Here is a 14,672-nt window from a genome sequence, read left to right as displayed (position 1 = left end):
CACTAACTCGTGCAAGCTCGTTTATTCTTCGGCAATACCGGCTCAATTAGCATCAATCAACGCCTAGCACCGCCTTGTCAGCCGCTTCAGGGCTATTTCTTGTGGCCTCATGGGCTTGCATCATGCCGCTAACTGTCCGTAATTCGCCAGTTTCTCAATGTTGTGCACCAGGCAATACAACTGCCACTGGCCCTGCACCTTCTTTTTGCTCCGCAAGCTGAAGCGATTCAGACGTTTGTTGCTGCTAATGTTGCCGAACACGGGCTCCACCACAGACATGCGATGACCGTAAATCGCTTTGCCTTGCTGGCTATCGACTCGGTGTTTCATCCAGTCGGTATACGTTGGGCCTCGCCTGAGCTCCAGGGTGTAAGAGACCTGTCTTCCTTTGCCTTTACGATGATCTGCTGAGCTGGGGTTTTGCATGCATTGGTGTTTTTTTGGACAGTGGCGACACTGCAATAACCGGCCTTGGAAGTGGGCTCTGAGTACGCCGTTTTGGTCGGTTCGGGTGCTTTCGTGGCGCAGGGATTCTCCGACGGGACAGATGCACGTCATCGTAACCGGATCGAACTGGAATTCACTGGCTAGAATCACCTGCTTCCACCCAGACTTTGGTTGGCTCTGGTGGCGTTTTCCATACTTGCCTTTCTGCTCGGCGAACTTGGGATCACGACTGCGGAAGCGGTTGTCCGGGATGTAGCCGTTGATCTGTTGCTCATGCAGGTACTGCATATTGGCTTCATTGGCGAAGCCGGTATCGGCGGTCAAGATCGCGCCGGTTTGATAGATGTTGTCAGCAATACCCAGCTTTTTATAACGACGCTGAACCGTCTCCAACACCGGCTTTAAAGTATGGTGTTCCTGGCCTTCACCGAAGGCTTGAGCATCGATGATAATCTGGTGTTTTTTGTCCACCGTAGCCACGCCGTTATAGCCTTGAATCGTGCCTTTGCTGGTGGTCATCTTGCCGCTTTCGTTATCGGTGATGTTGCTCTTCACTTCCTTGAGTCGTTTACCCTGGCCCATTCTTGGGCTGTTCGTCTTTAGGAAGCGGTCCACTTTCTTCATGGACTCATCCAGAGCGAGCACGGTTTTGACGCGGCGAATATCTCTATCCAGTTCGGCTTCCGTCTCCGCCTCGTCTCGCTCGTGATGCTCATGCAGATGATGGCGAATCAGCCGTTTTAGCTTGTCTCGTTTTTCGCTAAGTTCCTTAAAGGTTCCAGACCATTCCTTCGCGGCGTCTGACGACATTTTGCAGCCGTCGATAGCAAACAGCTCGTTACCCAGAAGGCCCTGTTCATGGCACACCAGCAGTATTTGTTCAAACAGTTCTTCAATTTCACCAGCGTGCTGGCTAACGAACTTGGCCAGGGTGGTGAAATGCGGGACGGTATCGCAGGACAGCGCTTTGAAAATGATGTTGGTCTCGCAGCACCACTGGATCTCGCGGCTGGAAGTGATGCCCTTGGAGTAAGCAAACAGAATTATTTTCAACAGAATGGCCGGATCGTAGGCCAGGCGACCAGTGTCGTCGTTGCGGTATTTGGGATGGAAAATCGACAGATCCAGCTTGTGCTCAATCAGGTAATGAACGGCGTGTTCAAAGGTACCGGGCTGGAGCTGTTCCTGGTAGTTGATGACCACCATCGAATCTTGATCGTAGTTGTAGTGCTTGAAACGAGGCATTCCGACGGCTCCTTGTCTGTTTGCTCAATGCTACCAAAATCAGTCTGATTTGGGGTTTTTCTACAGCCTCAACGCGAAGCTAAGCGGCGGCCCGAAAGGGACGTCCGGTGGACGGCCGACGGGCCGGGAACAAACTTAAGCGACTTGTTATAGTTTTTACTTTGGCAGCTGTTTCCACGGATAGCTCTCCTTACCTTCTGGGCCAGATTTCCAATCTTTATACTGTGAGCTCATGCACCTTCCGCAGGGTCTATATCCAGTGTGAATGGCATTCTGCTCGCCCGCAAAGAAGACACGATGTTCTGCATAGCCTTTCGAAAGCGCTCCATTGGCTGCGGCGCAATCCAAGCGGCCATAGATTTTCGCTTTGGAGTTGCCGCCCAGAGTGCCAGGCGTTTTGCTGACGACTATAGTTCCGTCTGCTGCTAACAACTTATACGTTTTCACAGATACTCCCTTACCCATAACGCTCGCGTAATAGGCGCGAGCTTGCGAGCGTCCTAATTGACGCGCTTGTTATGCGTGGACCTCGACATCTCTTAGTTTCTCCGTGTCAACCGCCACCTCACGCTCGTGCTTACGTTGGTCTGAATAGTACACATAATCTCTATAAACTTTCGCCATCAATATACACCTTGACGCCCTATTAAACCCAGCTTGAGAGCTGTAATGTATGAAAGCGAAATCATACGCTACTCCTTCCGACGTGCTCCATGATTGACCATACGTTCTACTGCTGTACTCCGATCTATTACAGCCACGATACAATAGTACGACGCTACTCAAGGCATTTATATCGTTAGGAAAAATTGGTTTATTCAACCGAATTTTCGGATACCAAGCCTGATTTTCTTGATACAGAAACAGGTCGTGTATACCTCCACTACTAAAAGATATGAAGGCATGTCGCATCGAATCGATGAACTCCTCAAATTCAGGGCTGGAAATCGATTTACTCATCTCAGAGGCAATAGAGTTAATCTTTTCTGTTGACTTTCTGTTATTCAAGGACGAAGAAAATCTGGTTAGGCTACTGAAACAGGCAGAAGCGTATGGAGACATGCTTGCACTACTTATCTTAGAAAATAGGTGTTCTATATCTATGGACATGTTATCACGCAAAACCGATAAAACATCTTTACTGAGCACTGTAGCTGGCGCCTTTTCAATATTTAGATTTGCTTTCTATCGATAGTACTCTTTGCATGATCCGAACACGAATATGGAAGAGTCACCATAATAGTTATTTTCTGACTCGCTATGCCAACTGCCAGCATAGGAGTATGCGAACCTGCCTGTTTTTGAATTAAATTGAAATGTTTTGCCGCCATCACCCTCATAACAGTTAATGTCAAAATCTTTTTTAAATTTTGCCGCTGAACAGGAATGGTTAGACAAATATGTCGAGACTTTTTCCGGATTATCATCTGACTCTCTTATGAAGTAAGAAGATTTCTCAGATACAAAATCTTCCGAGTAAATTTCCTGCTTCATATAGCTTCTTTCTACTTCCTCTCGCACTCGGTCCTCATCATTCCCTAATAACGCGACTATTTCTTTGCTTTTCATCTCAAAGACAGCTTTTTGAGGAATATTAGATATGTGAATCAAAAAAAACTCCTCATCCGGCTTGAATAGAACTAGCTTGTGCCCGGTTTCTGCGTGGTTGAAGCCACCGGTTTCTTGAGCAGTGCATTTATAGTCAGCGCTAAATATGCTTTTGGTGGTGTACCCCTCAGCCTGAGCCAGCATCGAAGTAGTCAGGCACACGAAAGCAAATAATTTTTTGGACATCAAAAAACTCCAGAACTGGTTGATTTTACGCCAATCTTGACGCATAACACCTAAGCATTTAATGGTCGTGCGCAGCATGACCTTTAAATGTCTGTTGGACTAAGCCGCCAACTCCGCAGCTATCTAACGATGCTTAAGGATAAAGTAATTTGGAGGCGAAGCCTGGCGGTACATCTGGGGCCCGGTACGAAGCAATGTCGGCGGGTTTTGGTCTCATTCGATCCTTCACGAGGCGGTTCCTTGTTGTGACTACCCTCAGATTACCCCTCGTATACCCCTTTTTCCAGCGTTCGCCCGCAGAAACGCCCAGCTCCTTTTGAATGGCTGTTTTCCAAGCACCGAACCAGGCGGAGATGGGTTACCCCGTTAGGATCACCGCTGGTCTAAATCGTGGAACCTGGCGAACCATGCGAACCACACCGCTGTCACAGATAAGACACGGCCAGCATCGCTGAGACACCGGGCTCTCCGGTGTCTCCTCTGGTTTGGGCGGCTGCGATAAACAGTGCCGGATAACCGCCAGTTTGCGGAGTCGAGTGCAGTTGCTCAGGTAGCCAAAATGACGAATTCGCATGAAGCCCTTCGGCAGGATATGCATCAGGAATCGCCGTACGAACTCCTGGCCATCCAGCCATTGGGTCTTCAATCGGGAATGATCCCGATAGTCCTTATAGCGGAACGCGATCCGGTCATCCTCCATCGTCAACAAACGCCCATTACTGATGGCGATTCGGTGAGTGTAGCGAGCCAGATAATCCACTACGCTCTCGGTCTGGTTCAGGCAGTGAAGTGGCATATTGAATTTGGTAACGCCATTAGAAAATCACGCAAGGCCCATCATTCCTCAGGATCGCTCTCAATTACTTCAACATACTCCGCAACATTCTCCAGTTGCACACCAAAATACCCGCATAGCTTGTCAAGAATGTCAGTCGTTGTGTTGTAGCCACGCTGGTTGGCGATTTTGGACAATGTCGTTCTGTGAACGCCAGTGTGTTGGGCAACCTCATCCAGCGTAACCCTCCGATTTTCCTGAAACCCTTTCTCCGCAATTAATTCTTTTAACCGGAATCTGATCATGGTGCCTTTAGCCTCTTAGCAGAGACGCGATTTTACCAAAATAGATGCCTCTACGCAGCTAATGCTGAAAATAAGCTACAAAGGATGCTTGACAACACCTTTTATCGTCTTATTATGTAGCTTGAAAGCTACAAATGACGATCAAAGGATTTATATGATGAATATAGAATACATTACAACAGAAGAGCTATCTAAAAGGATCCGGTACGACGTCCGGACAATCCGTGAGCGCCTTAAGGATTCGGTGCTCATCGAAGGAATTCACTACATAAGACCGTTTGGTGGTCGGAAAATTTTGTATCTCTGGGAGCCAATTGAGCGGGATATGGTCCTGCATTCAGGGCACCACACACTGGCGATTCCAATGGCCAACGGAGGACGAATGAATGGGTAGCGTTAGAGCGCGTGAATCCACGCAAAAACTGTTTATTGATTTCCAATTTCGAGGAAAGCGTTGCCGGGAGCAGACTGCTCTGGAAAATACAGTTTCCAACCGAAAAAAATTGGAAAGTATTCTCAAACGCATTGAGGCAGAAATCACGCTGGGATCGTTTGAATATCACACTTACTTCCCAAACAGCCCATTGGCGCGGCAGTTTACAAAACAGGCGCAGATCCAGAAGGCTCTGGATGCTCACGACACGCCTGTCTTCGAGGCGTTCTCACAGGACTGGGTGGGGGAAATGAAAATACAGTGGCGTCAGTCTCATGTCTCGACGGTTGAAGGCACACTGAAAAACTACCTCAATCCCTTTTTCGGAAAAAAAGAGGTTGGCCACATCACTAAGAAAGACATTCTCGAATTCCGGGCCTCACTCGCCAAAGTTACAACCCGGAGCAATAACAGTCTTTCCGCCAGTCGAGTGAACAAAATCATGACGCCTTTGCGCATGATCCTTAGAGAAGCAGCCAACCGATTTGAGTTTATCTCACCCTACCACGGGATTAAATCCCTACGGGTTCCCCGCACGGATGTTGAGCCATTCAGCATTGACGAGGTAAAGCAGGTTATCAACACCGTTCGGCCTGATTTTCGAAATTATTACACCGTGAGATTTTTCACAGGTTTGAGAACAGGAGAAGTCGACGGCCTTCAATGGGAGCATGTGGATTTTAAACGCCGACAGATTCTGGTTAGACAAGCATTGGTTGAAGGCCGCTTGGAGTACACCAAAAACGACGGCTCATTCCGCACGATCGAGATGTCGCAGTTGGTTGTTGATGCCATGCTGGATCAGCAGAAGTCTACCGGCGGTAAAAACTTCATTTTCTGTACCCGAACCGGCAGTTCTCTAAGTCACCGCAATGTGACGAAGCGAGTCTGGTATCCCTTGCTCAGCTATTTGGGTTTTCGCAAACGTCGGCCGTATCAGACCCGCCATACTGCAGCCACGCTTTGGCTAGCGGCGGGTGAGAACCCTGAATGGATCGCTCGTCAAATGGGCCACACCACAACCGAAATGCTGTTTCGCGTTTACAGTCGATACGTTCCGAACCTGACGCGCAAAGATGGCAGTGCGTTCGAGCGTCTGTTGATTACAGAGTTCGAACCCAACACAACTACCGCGCTGGAGGAGGTGAGCACTAATGAAGCCTAATGCCATTTACACGGACTACCCAACCCATCAACTCATTCCAGCCGAGCGTCGAACTCTTCGAAATCTAGCCAGCAGTCTTTGCCAGGCCATGGGCATTCCTCAACAGGGTAAACAGCTGATTGCGTTGCTAGGTCTTGGTAGTGAACGCAGTAATCTTGAAGCCATGAGAACCTGGGTCTACTGCGAGCTAGCAAAAAGTTATCTTGAAGTGGGGCGCGACTCACTCCCTCTTCTTATTCGCAAACTTCAAGATCTAGAAGCTGAGTGGAGATATCTGTAATGCTAAATCGCCTAGACTCAAGGCTTCGCTTGGCCTACTGGCAGGACGACTTTACCGTTCTAAATGTACGACAAGTCTATGTAAAGCCTCTGAACACGAGCGTGACAGAGCTGCTTTTGTATTGCCGTGGACGTCACACGTTGGGCTACCTAACGCAGTCCCGAGAGCCCTTTGACGGGATTCCTAAGCCAGGCGACAAGGTCAGCGCAACGCTTCGAATCACTCGACCTGACAGATGGCGTCTGTTTGTTCAATTAATCCAAAAAGTCTGACCCCGGCGCATGGCGGGCGGAAACGTTACACCGCTTGCCATGCCTTTGATACGATCCAGGACATCACACGCTCTCGTGATCCGATTACGACTCGTCAAACTCGGTCAAAACGCGACTATCCTTATCGCCCATCGTGCATTTTGTGTGCAACTTCCCAGTGACGGTCAACGCCGACATTAGCGCAAACCTGAACGCCCACCAAAAGGCATCGTGGTTCTTTTTTCCCTCTTTACTGTATTGGACCAAGCAGTCGAGTTCTTCGATGTATAGATGTGAACGGCCATCGACACCGAGCCTCGCGTTAACGTCCTCTGCCGTACTGATCGAGACAGCAGACAACGGCAGGTCGTAAACAGCTGCCCAGTACTTCCGAATTCGGCTCTTGTCAGCACTAGGTAAACAGTTAACTATTAGCCTCAGCCGCTTCTTTAAACCCAATCTTTCCAAAAGTTTTTTGTATTTTATTTGGTTATCGATTGACCGCACTTTGATTCTCGCTCGAATTCGCTGACTATGTTCAAGAACCATTCGCATTGTGTTCTGCGCTTCTTCGGTACTTTCTTTTTCCCACGCCAATAGCGTCGCATACCACAACGCAGAGTATTTTCGGCCAGTTGGTGTTCTCGGTGGTGCTATAAACGCTCGTAACTCTGGATATCCCGCTAATAGATCTTTCTGATCCAAAGATCGTTTGACGCCCATCGTCTCGACGGACATCCGAGTCCGTTTCGGTATAGGCCCAGTAAAGATATGGTCAGCGATAGGATCTCTTTTTCGAGATGTGCGCATACTCATCAAAATGTTCGCATTACTCATCCAGCGCACAGCGTCTTTAATGGGCACATTCAATTTCGAAGCTGCCGCCTCCAAACCCCTGGGCTGGCGCTCCCCAGCTAAGTTTTGAATCATTTCTTCTGAAGAATAGGCCAGCTCATAGGCCGCTAAAAGGCGCTCTTTAGGGTGCCAAACTTCTTCTTGAAGTGCGCCTGTATCGACAACGCATGAGGGCCGCTCAATCAAAAAAGGCAATTTTTTAAGTGTGGTTTTTCGCCACTGTTGAACAAACAGGTTGCACACATCGGCAGCGTGCAAATGGAGTTCACCTTCCTCAAGATTGCGGTAACGGTATTTTTCTACAGCTTTCACACTCTTGCCCAGAAGGGCCGACTGGCTTGCAATGGTGAGTTCGGGGTTTTTTCTGTCCCAGGAATAGCTTCGCACAATCCAATCCAACAAGTGACTGTATGAGCGCAGAGTTTCTCGAACAGAAGCGTGACCAGCCCACATAGAGACTACTGACAGCGGGCACGTGCTATGCGGCGCACTCACCAATTCAGCCAGAAATTCCTCGCTATGTGGCAAAAGCGGTTTCCCTTGTGCGTCATAAATCCAAGACTTCGGCAAATGCTTCTGAAATTTAGATTCCATCAGGCGAAGGAATGTAATACTGACAAAAGAGTGCCTTAAGTGATGAAACCGGAAGCGGTCATCTCCAGTCACAAATTGAATCGTCTTAGTAATAATGTCGAAAACGACGCCCTCATCAAAAGGCTCTCCCGTTGCCATGTCGTTGGCAAAAACAGCGTGATGAGCCGAACTCCCAACCACCCTGTCTCTGCGCCGACGATAAAATGACTTCAATAACTCCAGTTCTGTGTCATCCAACAATAGCCACAACGGCAGTCGACGGGTTCCACACCAGGATTTGATGTTCGCCCACTTATTTGGCCGAGCCAGCAATTCAACTTTCGAGATGAGCGGATTGTCAAAACCATCAAAGTCTTTTATTACCCGGCTCCACACCTCACTGCGGCGAAGACCACATCGGTATCCCAGAATCAGAACCAGCTCATAAACATCAGACAACTCATCTTTTGGGCGCTGCCTAAGGAATTTTTTTACCGCGTCATATTCTCTGGGAGTGAGGATGCTCGCATCGACGTTATTTGAGCCTAAAATGCGGTCAAACTCGACAGCCGGCACGCTGTAATTGACGGTTAAGAATCGAAAAAATTGAGCAAGTTGTCCAGCATCGGCTCCGGTCATTCCCGAACCATAACTCAAACTATTATCATAAACGTCCTGCCACTGATCGCTGTCCATCGAGCCTGGATACATGATCGCGCTGGCTTGCGCCACGAGCGGTTTACCAATTCGATCGAGGTATCGAACGGCGGTCGCCGCTAACCCTTTTCCGCTGCCACCTCCCGTTTCCAGGTACGCGCAAGCCCAAATAATGAGCAACTGCAAGATGGGTGTTAACGCATTTTCTGCATAGAATGCTTGGACGGCTGAAAGGGTCTTCTTTTGTTCAACAGGTTTTTTGGTGCCCTGTTTTTTCTCATTCATTATTATTTTTAGCCGACGAAACAGCGCCATCTGATCAGGGAATTCGTCGTTTGAACCCGTTGGGGTGAGCTCAAAACCCTTCTTATGGACAGGCATTTCACCCAATTCACTCATAACGCTCTTGTACGTCTCTTTAGGGTATTCTCCCGAAATCAGTCTCAAAAAATTTATTTCCGAAACGGACTTACCGAGTTTTGGACTGCGGAGATAATGCACAAGTACAGTGGGCATCTGCTGTGCAGCGCGAGTTTCGGTAACGCTGATCAGTCGGCTATGACTGACCTTTCGTAGACCCATCGCCTTGCTCAGCATGTCCGAGTATTGCAGTAACAGTGTTTTCGCGGAGATACTGTCCTGACTTTTTACCTCTAGGGGCCAAGAGGTACCCCCTCCCTTCTGATGCCAACGATCAGACCAGCGTTGCAAAAGAAGTTGAGTTATCGGTGCCGGAAAAAACCGGCGGTGACCATCAATATCCGTGGAATCCTCTGAGGGTTCAGGCTCCAGATCCAGCCAAACCAAATCGCCATGAACACTGCATCCCCGTCGAATCGAGGCCGGCAGTGCTTTAAACCAAAAAGGTGATATGCACGCCGAGTCCATTAGGCAGCTAAAAAGCAACTGCCCTGCGTCTCGACTCTGAGGACTTAATGCACCTCCCGGTATTGGGGTATGCAGGTCCCCCCAGAATGCTTCGTACAACGCGTCCCCACCGCCTAGCTCTGCGTACGATTCGGGCGTGAACAACGACTGCTCAGGCAAAGCTACAGTGATTGGCGCCGGAACTTTCATGCGCCATCCAAGAGTTCTGTTGCCCTTCATCAGACCTTTTATTAAAAAATTGTGCCTGTTTCTGTATGAATGACCTCCTCGGCCATCCAAAACTCTCTCCAGCAGGCCCGCCATCTCGTTATCTGAAAAGAATACGTCCTCGTCGCCACGATACAGTGCCGGATAATGTTCTCTAAGGCGCTCGATAACCACGTCTTCGTCGTGGGCACGGTTCGTTGCTCGATTTATAGACCGTTGCTGATCCCCGAATACTCGGTCATCTTTGGGATTTGGAACCTTCGCTCGCTTGGTCGTCCAACCGATCCAAACTTCCGCTTCGGTCGTCATACAGCGCCCCTAATCGAAATAAACTTTTGCGCCCTCAAGAGCTGGTCCAGCGCAGCTCGCACCACCTCACAAAACTCTCTCGGGTCCACGCAGGAGTATTTACCCCAAGGCTCTCCGCCGCCGTCCCAATGCCCCATGAAATGGTCGACAAAAGCACCCGAAACCCCCTGGTTCTTCAACTCCGTTCGCAGCCAATGTCGATTTAGATTCAGTGGCATCGGGTACGCCCATTTAAACTGCTCCGTCATGGTTTTTGGTGTGATTTGTATCGGCTCAAGATCCAACGACAGGTAAAAAAGAAACGGTGCTTGCTCTTTTTCAAGCAGCCCATACCATTGGAGTTGCGAGCTTAGCCAGTCGAGATGGGCCTTCACGTAAATCAGCTGATTAAGGAGTTCACCGGCCAGCGGAACTATTTTTGAATGGCCGAATCCGTCACTGGTTTTATCGGCAATAACTAACGTTTTGTTGTCGAAATCAATGTCTGATTCGCGGCTGATGGGGTCTCGTACCGAACGATACCCCGTGCCGTACATTAGAAATAAAAGCGCGTAATTCATAAAAGAGTTATGGAATCGAACCAAGCCATCCGGTGACATAAGACTTTTACGATCCGCTTCGAGTTGGCGCGCCAAATCGGAGACCAGAGAACGATGCGACTCGGATATCAACACCAGATCGCTGCCGACGGTGTCACTAAACATGGATGCCTGCGCCTGAAATTTAGCGCCCGGCTCCGGAGGGAATTCATCCGCCCATTCGGCTGTCACCTCTGCATACAGCCTCTCGAGCGCGCCTTTCTCAACGCTGTGATAATAGAGTCCGGCGGAACTGGAAGAGGAAATTTTTTGGCCCGCAATCAGAATGGCTTCAACGCGGTCGCCACCTTTTTGTAACACCGCTGACTGTAGATGACTCTCCACGCGAAGCTGCGTGATTCGAGTGGATCGGCCCTTGCGCAGCTTCACCAGCACGTCATGTATTCCGATTGAAATTTTTTCGTGCGTGTTCGCCGGAAAAATACTGACAGAACGTTTTTTGCAATTATCCAGCAATGGATTCGTCACTGTCGTAATCCAATGCCAGAACAACCACGGAATAGGCAGGCCTAAAAGTCCATCGTGTTCACGCAGAACGGGCGTCCACTCTTTTGACCGTTTACGCCGCTCTTCTGGCCGCATAACGCCGGACACAATCGCTTGCTGACTGACGTCTATAAACACATCACTGGGCCGCAGCTTGCCGGGTAGTTGTGTTGTGGTGTTTACAAATCGAGTCCCGATAACTGACGTCAGTGGACGGCCAGAGAGCAACAGTAGGAGCATTGCGATGGCTAAATGCGGCTCACCCAGTAGCCGGTCACGAACCTCGTTCAGCCAGCGGGAGATCTCGTTTTCTGTCAGTGTTTCCCAGCGCCCCGGCAATTTCTGAGCCGCACGGCGCCGTTGAGCCTGCTGGCTTTTCGATCGGATGACGGCGCTCTGAACACTGTCACCAAACTGAGGTAGAACCGGCTTGTCGCTTTGCCAGAATGTCGGCCCGTCGTTGAGCTCATCAATACTGTTACCAGCGAGATAATGTTCTGTTGTTCTCTGTTCTGTGAGCTCGCGCTCGTTACGCACCATTTTAATGGCAGGGTCGTCGACCTCCGTGTCTGGATCACTCTGAAATTCAACGTACGTGGCATAGATTTTTGGTGACTCGCGCTGTTTTAACTCTCGACAGCTGATCGCGCGGCTTTTTCGCTGCTCTGCGTAGTAGGCAAAATATCGCTCTAACCCAATGAAGCCCCGATGTGAGCTCTCGTCAGACGTTCTCGAATCGAAGCCTTGGATCAGCTCGTCCAGTCGATCAGTCAGCGCTTCCACACTGTCAAAGTTTCCATCCAGGTGAATCATGGCCTCATCGCTCAACCTACGTATCGCACGCCATGCCTCATTCAATCGCGCGTCCAGTTTATGTTGTTCCTCATCTTTTTTTGACTCGTTATCATCGCGCGATTCGATTCTCGTCACCCAGTGGTCGGTGCAAACAACCAACCAAACAATCAGTTTTTTCCGTGTCTCCGAAAGCGTTTCCTTCTCGCTGCTCGCCAGTAAACCCGCATGCTGGGGATATTGAGTTTTCAGGCCACTGATGCCTCTGGCGTCCTCTGTAAGCACTAAAATTTCGTCAATTGCGTCTGCGTTTTTCAGCAAGTGAACCGCACCGCCTATAGCGGCCTTGGGGAAACGGTCGGGCGACAGCGCTTCAAGGTCGGCCAACAACTCGTCCAACAGCCCGCAAATAGACTGGATCTCATACCAATCGCCTCTAGGCCGAATAATTCGCCTCAACAATTCCAGAACCTCAGCGTTTAACTGTCTATTCACCATTAGCACCCTCTAACAGATCTATTTGTCTAAACGTCGATTTCACTATTGTTTGAGCGTGCGGCCTCACGCGCCGATCGACGCCAGTCACCCTCGAAAAACCACTTTTTGTCCCTAGATCTGATGAGAGCGCTAGGCGTTCTCGGCCCCCCAGCTCTTTCCACAATGCAATGATTGCTGGGCCAGCTGTCGATAGATCGAGCCCAAACACGATTTTTTGCAAAAACGTGGCCTGGAGTTGTAATTGATAAAACTTTTCCGGCGTGTGCTTGAATTGTTTTGGCATGACCAGAACAGGAATTTCGGTTTCTGGGGACAACATCCCTATGCACGAACTCAAATTATTCGCCAGGATCAGACGATATTCCTGGCGATTTTTTATAACCCAAGGCGGATTCATCGCGAAGAGCAAAATGATGGCCTCAGGTGTCAGGTAACCGGGACTTTTCATCGCAGGTATTTGCGATATCAACAGGGCGGCTACTCTGCTCGAAATACCCGCTTGGGATCGCAGGTGAGACACCTTCACAAACTGAAAGCTGGCATGACATAAAAATTCAGGAATCATCGCTAGACCTATTTAACACGTTTAAGACCATTTATTTCTAACACAAGAAAAGCGCATTTTTTGGCCAAACGGATAAATAGTTTAAAAATAAATTATACGTTTCAATTAGTTATAGGCCAATGGCCTACTCAGAATTAACAAGTTTCGTCCTGAGGGGGCTTAGAGCGGTCGTGCAGAGAGTCGATTGCCATAGGCCAATCCCATCAGGCTTAATTTATAAAATCAGGCAGTGCCGCTTTGATTTTGTCGGCGTCGACGACACTGAAAATTTGGTGTTATAGACAAAAATTGACGTATTTTTTTCCGAAGAACTTCACATCAAGTCGCGCGAAAGCAGAATAGAAATGACGGGAGTTTATAGGACAGGGCATCGTTATTTGGCGAGATTTATTCTAGATAGCCATTGAGAGTCGGCAGTGTTGTTGAGCTCAACCCGTAACCTGCATGGTCAGCCAGTAACACCTCTAGAATACTAAGCCGAAGCCAAGACAACTTCACAGAAAACTTTGAATTCAAGCGATTCAGAGCCACCTAAAAGGGGGTGGCACTCACCCGTAATAAGACGCCCCCCTCAATCAGTCAGCGACAAACGGCACTCAGACGACGAACTCATCTTGATTACTGTAAAAGCCGTGATAAGCTCCAGACCGTCGCAAAATGATGCACCACTCCATATCAATACCTCTCCTAGCTACTCTCATGATGAAAACTATAGAAAAACGGCTTTGCTTTGCTTTCTTCTTGCTGATTTTTTCCCATACAACGTCGGCACAACTCGTTAAAAAATCCAGCAGTGGCCTATGTCATAGCCCTGAGAGTCGCTGGTATGAGCGGACCACTCAGTACACTGCCTTTGACTCGCTAGATGCTTGCATGGCATCAAACGGTCGGCTGCCAAAAGGCATGACCAAGACGGCTATCAGCAAAGAGAATCCTTCGAAGGGACGCAATGATTACTCGCGAGCAGCCTTTGGCCATGGCTGGGATGATGCGGACGGAGACTGTCAGAACAGCCGGGCAGAAGCATTGATCGCCACTTCAACCACACAGGTTCGATTTGCTGACGCTAAGCGCTGTCGCGTTGTAACCGGACGCTGGATCAGTCCGTTCAGCAGCAAAATAATTCAGAACGCATCCGATATCGATATCGATCATGTTGTGCCTCTGGCCTGGGCATGGCATCACGGTGCAAATCAATGGCCAAAAGACAAGCGTGAGCAGTTTGCCAACGATCCAGTAAATCTATGGCCTGTTGAGTTGAGTTTAAATCGAAGCAAAGGTGCTCAAGGCCCAGATCAATGGTTACCGCCCGCTGGCCAGTGTGGCTACGTGGCTCGTTTTTTACGGATCGTTAAACAATACAACCTGAAACCCTCCCGTCAGGAAGCTGCGTGGATTAAGGCTTTTATAACCCAATGCAGAAGCTGACTGCCTACCCGTTATGTGGAGCTTAACCCCCTACCCCAGGCTCTCTGCATCTTATACCGCAAGATACGCACGCCTTTTTAAAGGCTCACAGGCCTGCATATCCGCACACTGCTCCGGTTT

General features: G+C 49.1%; 12 protein-coding genes. 4 read left to right on the top strand and 8 right to left on the bottom strand.

Translation table 11 applies throughout. The features are described from left to right. Positions 1-120: 120 nt before the first annotated feature. The 5 genes from ABA45_RS02270 to ABA45_RS02245 form a co-directional block, all read right to left on the bottom strand. Complete coding sequence (locus ABA45_RS02270; RefSeq protein ID WP_048384139.1) at positions 121-1,692, bottom strand: transposase; 1,572 nt, start codon at positions 1,690-1,692, stop codon at positions 121-123. 156 nt (positions 1,693-1,848) lie between these two features. Next, positions 1,849-2,157 carry an Ada metal-binding domain-containing protein gene (locus tag ABA45_RS02265; protein WP_048384137.1) on the bottom strand — a complete coding sequence of 103 codons (309 nt, stop codon included), beginning with the start codon at positions 2,155-2,157 and terminating at the stop codon, positions 1,849-1,851. A gap of 720 nt (positions 2,158-2,877) precedes the next feature. Beyond that, on the bottom strand, positions 2,878-3,486 hold the full coding sequence (locus tag ABA45_RS02255; RefSeq protein WP_157035519.1) for a hypothetical protein: 609 nt from the start codon (positions 3,484-3,486) through the stop codon (positions 2,878-2,880). A 358-nt stretch (positions 3,487-3,844) separates the two neighbouring features. Further along, positions 3,845-4,282: a transposase gene (locus ABA45_RS02250; RefSeq protein WP_227506106.1), complete on the bottom strand. Its 438-nt coding sequence runs from the start codon at positions 4,280-4,282 to the stop codon at positions 3,845-3,847. Positions 4,283-4,323: 41 nt separating this feature from the next. Further along, positions 4,324-4,566, bottom strand: coding sequence for a helix-turn-helix domain-containing protein (locus tag ABA45_RS02245; protein ID WP_048384131.1), 243 nt, complete (start codon positions 4,564-4,566; stop codon positions 4,324-4,326). Positions 4,567-4,723: 157 nt separating this feature from the next. Here ABA45_RS02245 and ABA45_RS19655 point away from each other — a divergent pair, with 157 nt between their 5' ends. Genes ABA45_RS19655 through ABA45_RS02230 form a run of 3 tightly spaced genes read left to right on the top strand, consistent with a single transcriptional unit; the run spans position 4,724 to position 6,444 of the window. Beyond that, positions 4,724-4,960, top strand: coding sequence for a hypothetical protein (locus ABA45_RS19655; RefSeq protein ID WP_048384129.1), 237 nt, complete (start codon positions 4,724-4,726; stop codon positions 4,958-4,960). Further along, complete coding sequence (locus ABA45_RS02235) at positions 4,953-6,164, top strand: Arm DNA-binding domain-containing protein (RefSeq protein WP_048384127.1); 1,212 nt, start codon at positions 4,953-4,955, stop codon at positions 6,162-6,164. The genes ABA45_RS19655 and ABA45_RS02235 overlap by 8 nt, the downstream gene beginning before the upstream one ends. After that, positions 6,154-6,444, top strand: a complete 291-nt coding sequence (locus ABA45_RS02230; protein ID WP_048384126.1) for a hypothetical protein — start codon at positions 6,154-6,156, stop codon at positions 6,442-6,444. Before ABA45_RS02235 ends, ABA45_RS02230 begins: the two co-directional genes overlap by 11 nt. Positions 6,445-6,800: 356 nt before the next feature. Here the strand turns inward: ABA45_RS02230 and ABA45_RS02220 are convergent, their stop codons facing one another. The 3 genes from ABA45_RS02220 to ABA45_RS02210 form a co-directional block, all read right to left on the bottom strand. Beyond that, a complete protein-coding gene (locus ABA45_RS02220; RefSeq protein ID WP_048384122.1) occupies positions 6,801-10,184 on the bottom strand; it encodes a site-specific integrase in 3,384 nt (1,127 codons plus the stop codon). After that, a complete protein-coding gene (locus tag ABA45_RS02215) occupies positions 10,181-12,448 on the bottom strand; it encodes a site-specific integrase (RefSeq protein ID WP_157035518.1) in 2,268 nt (755 codons plus the stop codon). Before ABA45_RS02215 ends, ABA45_RS02220 begins: the two co-directional genes overlap by 4 nt. 100 nt (positions 12,449-12,548) lie before the next feature. Beyond that, positions 12,549-13,124 carry a hypothetical protein gene (locus tag ABA45_RS02210; RefSeq protein WP_048384117.1) on the bottom strand — a complete coding sequence of 192 codons (576 nt, stop codon included), beginning with the start codon at positions 13,122-13,124 and terminating at the stop codon, positions 12,549-12,551. Positions 13,125-13,823: 699 nt separating this feature from the next. On the opposite strand from ABA45_RS02210, the gene ABA45_RS02205 reads away from it, so the two are divergent. Next, positions 13,824-14,552, top strand: coding sequence for an HNH endonuclease family protein (locus ABA45_RS02205; RefSeq protein ID WP_227506105.1), 729 nt, complete (start codon positions 13,824-13,826; stop codon positions 14,550-14,552). Positions 14,553-14,672: the final 120 nt, after the last annotated feature.

It is taken from the genome of Marinobacter psychrophilus, assembly GCF_001043175.1.
Classification (GTDB): Bacteria; Pseudomonadota; Gammaproteobacteria; order Pseudomonadales; family Oleiphilaceae; genus Marinobacter; species Marinobacter psychrophilus.
Note: the sequence above shows the minus strand (reverse complement) of the source record. Positions and strands in the feature narration are given on the sequence as shown.

Bases quoted from the DNA above. Each gene is read 5' to 3' on its own strand.
- ABA45_RS02210 (WP_048384117.1), bottom strand. From the start codon at position 13,124: ATGATTCCTGAATTTTTATGTCATGCCAGCTTTCAGTTTGTGAAGGTG.
- ABA45_RS19655 (WP_048384129.1), top strand. From the start codon at position 4,724: ATGAATATAGAATACATTACAACAGAAGAGCTATCTAAAAGGATCCGG.
- ABA45_RS02250 (WP_227506106.1), bottom strand. From the start codon at position 4,282: ATGCCACTTCACTGCCTGAACCAGACCGAGAGCGTAGTGGATTATCTG.
- ABA45_RS02265 (WP_048384137.1), bottom strand. From the start codon at position 2,157: ATGGGTAAGGGAGTATCTGTGAAAACGTATAAGTTGTTAGCAGCAGAC.
- ABA45_RS02255 (WP_157035519.1), bottom strand. From the start codon at position 3,486: ATGTCCAAAAAATTATTTGCTTTCGTGTGCCTGACTACTTCGATGCTG.
- ABA45_RS02270 (WP_048384139.1), bottom strand. From the start codon at position 1,692: ATGCCTCGTTTCAAGCACTACAACTACGATCAAGATTCGATGGTGGTC.
- ABA45_RS02220 (WP_048384122.1), bottom strand. From the start codon at position 10,184: ATGACGACCGAAGCGGAAGTTTGGATCGGTTGGACGACCAAGCGAGCG.
- ABA45_RS02235 (WP_048384127.1), top strand. From the start codon at position 4,953: ATGGGTAGCGTTAGAGCGCGTGAATCCACGCAAAAACTGTTTATTGAT.
- ABA45_RS02230 (WP_048384126.1), top strand. From the start codon at position 6,154: ATGAAGCCTAATGCCATTTACACGGACTACCCAACCCATCAACTCATT.
- ABA45_RS02245 (WP_048384131.1), bottom strand. From the start codon at position 4,566: ATGATCAGATTCCGGTTAAAAGAATTAATTGCGGAGAAAGGGTTTCAG.
- ABA45_RS02205 (WP_227506105.1), top strand. From the start codon at position 13,824: ATGATGAAAACTATAGAAAAACGGCTTTGCTTTGCTTTCTTCTTGCTG.